Annotated in this window: 5 protein-coding genes; 4 read left to right on the plus strand and 1 reads right to left on the minus strand. The window is 65.3% G+C overall.

Annotated elements, in window-relative coordinates:
* Positions 1-130: 130 nt before the first annotated feature.
* Positions 131-820 carry a TlpA disulfide reductase family protein gene (locus tag EOA27_RS21330; protein ID WP_127257092.1) on the minus strand — a complete coding sequence of 230 codons (690 nt, stop codon included), beginning with the start codon at positions 818-820 and terminating at the stop codon, positions 131-133.
* A 33-nt stretch (positions 821-853) separates the two neighbouring features.
* On the opposite strand from EOA27_RS21330, the gene argH reads away from it, so the two are divergent.
* From argH to EOA27_RS21350, 4 genes are all read left to right on the plus strand, one after another.
* Entirely contained in the window at positions 854-2254 is a 1401-nt protein-coding gene (argH, locus tag EOA27_RS21335; RefSeq protein ID WP_126081035.1) for an argininosuccinate lyase, read from the plus strand.
* A 183-nt stretch (positions 2255-2437) separates the two neighbouring features.
* Positions 2438-2644, plus strand: coding sequence for a lipoprotein (locus tag EOA27_RS21340; protein WP_126081034.1), 207 nt, complete (start codon positions 2438-2440; stop codon positions 2642-2644).
* A 53-nt stretch (positions 2645-2697) separates the two neighbouring features.
* On the plus strand, positions 2698-3966 hold the full coding sequence (lysA, locus tag EOA27_RS21345; protein WP_126081033.1) for a diaminopimelate decarboxylase: 1269 nt from the start codon (positions 2698-2700) through the stop codon (positions 3964-3966).
* A gap of 29 nt (positions 3967-3995) precedes the next feature.
* Positions 3996-4937: a threonine/serine dehydratase gene (locus tag EOA27_RS21350; RefSeq protein WP_126081032.1), complete on the plus strand. Its 942-nt coding sequence runs from the start codon at positions 3996-3998 to the stop codon at positions 4935-4937.
* Positions 4938-5050 lie beyond the last annotated feature (113 nt).

Raw genomic sequence — 5050 nt, forward strand, 5'->3', positions numbered from 1 at the left:
TGGCAGGCCGGGCCCGATCGAGGCGTTCGGTGAGCTGACCGGCGTGCCTTCCGAGAAGGAGGACGACGGCGCCGGCAGGTCGCGCGGCGGCGGCAGCATCCTGATGCTGGAACCGGCGGCGGCCCTGCGCTCAGCTTGACGGGCCGAGCGCGGCTTCGACCAGCCGCCTGGCATCCGCTCCCGACCATTCGGCCGGGCCGTTCATATGCGCGATCAAGCAGCCGTCCGCGTCGATCAGCATGGTGACCGGAAGCCCGAGCGCCAGGCCGCGCGTCTTCGCCTCGTTGAACAGGGCGATCGTCGGATCGCGGTAGAAGCCGAGCGTCTCGACGCCGATTTCCTTGAGGAACTTCTTCGGCTTGGTATCGTCGCCCGTATCGACATTGACCGCGACGACCTCGAAGTCCTTGCTGCCCTTCTCCTTCTGCAGCGCGTCGAGCGCCGGCATCTCGGCGCGGCAAGGCGCGCACCATGTCGCCCACAGATTGAGCAGCACCGTCTTGCCGGCATGGTCGGCGATCGTCATCGGCTTGCCATCGGGACCGTTGAAGGCGAGGCTTTTCAGCGATTGCGGCGGATCGGCTGGCTGCAGCGCCGCGACCTGGCCAACCGCTTTTGCGGCGACGGTCTTGGCCCGGGTTGCCTTGGCCGCACAGGCGGTGTCGTCTTTGCCGGCGGCCGCAGCGACCTTCTCCGGAGCGTTGTTGCCAGAACCGCTCTCGCTGACATATACCGCGACCGCGCCGGCCAGCACGCCCGCCACCAAAGCGGCAAGGATTAGGCGCGTAGCCGGAAAAAAGAATCTCTTGCCGTCTGCCATTTTCAAAACTGCTCCGGAGCACGGGTTATAGCGATGAGCGACAAGAAGGCCAGCAACCAGATGTGGGGCGGACGTTTTGCCTCGGGTCCGGCCGCGATCATGGAAGCGATCAACGCGTCGATCGGCTTCGACCGCAAGCTCTATGCGCAGGACATAAGCGGATCGATCGCCCATAGCGAGATGTTGGCTGAAACGGGCATTATTTCGGCGGCCGATCAAGAAAAAATCGCTCACGGGCTGAACACGATCCTGAAAGAGATCGAGGCCGGCACCTTCGAATTCTCCACCAGGCTGGAAGACATCCACATGAATGTCGAGGCCCGCCTTGCCGACCTGATCGGCCCTGCGGCCGGACGTCTGCACACCGCCCGCTCGCGCAACGACCAGGTGGCGGTCGATCTGAGGCTCTGGGTCAAGCAGGAATGCCAGCGCGTCGCCGAGGCATTGAAGGACTTGATCGCCGCATTCCTCGAACGCGCCGAGGAGCATGCGGCGACCGTCATGCCCGGCTTCACCCATATGCAGGCCGCGCAGCCGGTGACTTTCGGCCACCATTGCATGGCCTATGTCGAGATGTTCGGCCGCGACCTCTCGCGCGTCCACGACGCCATCGAGCGCATGGACGAAAGCCCGCTTGGCGCGGCGGCGCTTGCCGGCACCAGCTTTTCCATCGACCGTCATATGACCGCGAAGGCGCTCGGCTTCCGCGAACCGACGCGCAATTCGCTGGACAGCGTTTCGGACCGCGACTTCGCGCTGGAATTCCTGAGCCTCGCCGCGATCTGCGCGACGCACCTCTCGCGGCTCGCCGAGGAGATCGTCATCTGGTCGACGCCGCAATTCGGCTTCATCCGCCTGTCGGATTCCTTCTCCACCGGCTCCTCGATCATGCCGCAGAAGAAGAACCCGGACGCCGCCGAGCTGGTGCGCGGCAAGACCGGCCGCGTCAACGGCCATCTCGTCGGCCTGCTGACCGTGATGAAGGGCATGCCGCTGACCTATGGCAAGGACATGCAAGAGGACAAGGAAGCGGTCTTCGACGCCGCCGAGACGCTCGACCTGATGCTGGCGGCGACCACCGGCATGGTGCGCGACATGACCGTCAACGCCGCCGCCATGAAGAAGGCCGCCGGCGCCGGTCACGCCACCGCGACCGACCTCGCCGACTGGCTGGTGCGCAATCTCGGCCTGCCCTTTCGCGAGGCGCACCATGTCACCGGCCGCGCCGTGGCGCTCGCCGAGGAGAAGAAGGTCGGCCTGGAGAAGCTCTCGCTGGAGGACCTGCGCTCGATCCATCCCGGCATCACCGACGACATCTTCTCGGTGCTTGCCGTGCAGAATTCGGTGAAGAGCCGGGTGAGCTTCGGCGGCACCGCGCCGTCCGAAGTGCGCAAGCAGATCCGCTACTGGAAAAAGCGGCTCGCCAAGGCTTAATGCCTGTCGCCAGAAGTGCATAGCGGTTCTGGGACAACGACATGCATCAAAACAAATGCATGTCGCCCGGACGTGTGCAGCGGTTCTGGGCACGATATGCATCAAAACAATTGCCCGGATGCAAAGTGCCGAAAACTCGGCTAAAAGCGGCGGCACAGGAAACAATTTCAAACGGATGGATCGATGACCCGTAGCAGGATTTTGGTGACGCTAGCGCTGCTGGCGGCGGTTGTCACCGTCACGGCCTGCGGCAGGAAGACCGGCCTCGACACGCCCTATGAGGCGGCGGAGCAGGCGCGCAAGGATGCGGAAAAAGCCAAGCAGCCCCTCCCGCCCGAGCCGGAGAAACCGGTCAAGGACAGGAAGTTCATCCTCGATCCACTGCTCTAGAGCCGACGGGATCGCTCGATCTCACCACGCTCCAACTTTCGGGACCAACCCTCGTGAACCATTTCGACTACCGCGACGGCGTGCTCCATGCCGAGGACGTCGCCATCCCCGATATAGCAGCCGAGGTCGGCACGCCTTTCTACTGCTATTCGACGGCGACGCTGACCCGGCATTTCCGCGTTTTCAGAGAAGCCTTCGCCGGCCTCGACGCGCTGGTCTGCTACGCCATGAAGGCGAACTCCAACCAGGCCGTGCTGAGGACGCTGGCCAGGCAAGGTGCTGGCGCCGACGTGGTCTCGGAAGGCGAATTGCGCCGTGCCCTGGCCGCCGGCATCCCGGCCAGCAAGATCCTGTTTTCCGGCGTCGGCAAGACCGCGCGCGAGATGGATTTCGCGCTCTCCGCCGGCATTCTTTGCTTCAATGTCGAATCCGAGCCTGAACTCGAACTGCTGTCGGCGCGCGCCGTGGCGCTCGGCAAGGTGGCGCCCATCTCGCTGCGCATCAATCCGGATGTCGATGCCAGGACACACAAGAAGATCTCGACCGGCAAGGCCGAGAACAAGTTCGGCATCCCGTGGCAGCGCGTGCGGCAGGTCTATGCCCGCGCGGCCGAATTGCCCGGCATCAAGGTGACCGGCATCGACACCCATATCGGCAGCCAGATCACCGAATTGCAGCCCTTCGACGACGCCTTCGCGCTGCTGGTCGAGCTGGTCGGCGCGCTGCGCGCCGACGGACATGCGATCGAGCATGTCGATCTCGGCGGCGGCCTCGGCATCCCCTACCGCGTCGACAACAGCCCGCCGCCGCTGCCCGACGCCTATGCCGAGATCGTCAGGAAGCATGTCACCAGGCTCGGTCTCAAGGTGATGTTCGAGCCCGGGCGCCTGATCGTCGGCAATGCCGGCATCCTGGTGTCCGAGGTCATCTATGTGAAGGAAGGCGACGCCAGGAATTTCCTTATCGTCGACGCCGCCATGAACGACCTGATCCGGCCGACGCTCTATGACGCTTTCCACGACATCCGGCCGGTGGTGCAGCCGCCCGCCTCCACACCCCGCATGAAGGTCGACGTCGTCGGCCCGGTCTGCGAGACCGGCGACTTCCTCGGCCACGACCGCGACCTGCCTAGGCTGAAGGCCGGCGACCTGATCGCTGTTTCGACCGCCGGCGCTTATGGCGCGGTGCAGGCCGGCACCTACAACACCAGGCTTCTTGTGCCGGAGGTTCTGGTCGACGGCGACCGCTTCCATGTCGTGCGCCCCCGCCAGACCTATGAGGACCTGATCGGGCTGGATTCCGTTCCCGACTGGCTGAAGTAGCCGAGCGGTGACGCCTTAAGGAGCAAGCCATGCTGGAGAAAAAGACGATCACGCGCGAGCGCATCGCCGCCGTGGAGCCGCGCATCCGCCCCTATATCCGCCATACCCCGGTCATACGCGTCGACATGGCGGATTTCGGCCGTCCCGCCTTTCCGGTCGACCTGAAGCTCGAAAGCCTACAGCATTCCGGTTCCTTCAAGGCGCGCGGCGCCTTCACCAACCTGCTCGAACGCCAGGTGCCCGAGGCCGGCGTGGTGGCCGCGTCCGGCGGCAACCACGGTGCGGCCGTCGCCTACGCCGCCATGAAGCTTGGGCACAAGGCCACGATCTTCGTGCCCGAGGTCAGTCCCCCGGCCAAGCTCGCGCGCATCCGTAGCTACGGCGCGGATCTGGTCGTCGGCGGGGCCCGCTATGCCGAGGCGCTGGCCGCCAGCGAGGACTTCGCGGCGCGGACCGGCGCCCTGCAGATCCACGCCTTCAACCAGGAGGAAACGCTGCTCGGCCAGGGCACGCTCGGCCTGGAGATCGAGGCCGATCTGCCCGAGATCGACACGCTGCTGGTTGCCGTTGGCGGCGGCGGCCTGATCGGCGGCATAGCCGCCTGGTTCGCGGGTCGCATCCGCATCGTCGCCATCGAGCCCGAGGGCGCTCCGACGCTTTATCGCGCTTTGGAGGCCGGAGAGCCGGTCGACGCCCCGGCCGAAGGCATTGCCGCCGACTCGCTGGCCCCGAAGCGCGTCGGCGAGATGATGTTTCCGATCGCCGAAGCCTTCGTCGAGCGCTCTATCCTGGTCAGCGACGACGACATCATAGCTGCGCAGAAGGCGCTGTGGGACCGCGTGCGAATCATCGCCGAGCCGGGTGGCGCAGCGGCCTTCGCCGCCATGCTTTCCGGGCGCTATGTGCCGGCGGAGGGCGAGCGCGTGGCGGTCCTGGTCTGCGGTTCCAATACGAATCCTGGCAATTTCTGATCATAACCCGGCAAAACCGCTTCACGTTTTTGGAACCCGCCTCGCCTTTGCCGTGTTTGCTGGTATCCTTCTGGTGATGACGTCCGGGCTTACGCCCGGGCAGGAAGGGCCGA

The sequence above is a fragment of the Mesorhizobium sp. M2A.F.Ca.ET.037.01.1.1 genome (genome assembly GCF_003998075.1).
Taxonomy (GTDB): Bacteria; Pseudomonadota; Alphaproteobacteria; order Rhizobiales; family Rhizobiaceae; genus Mesorhizobium.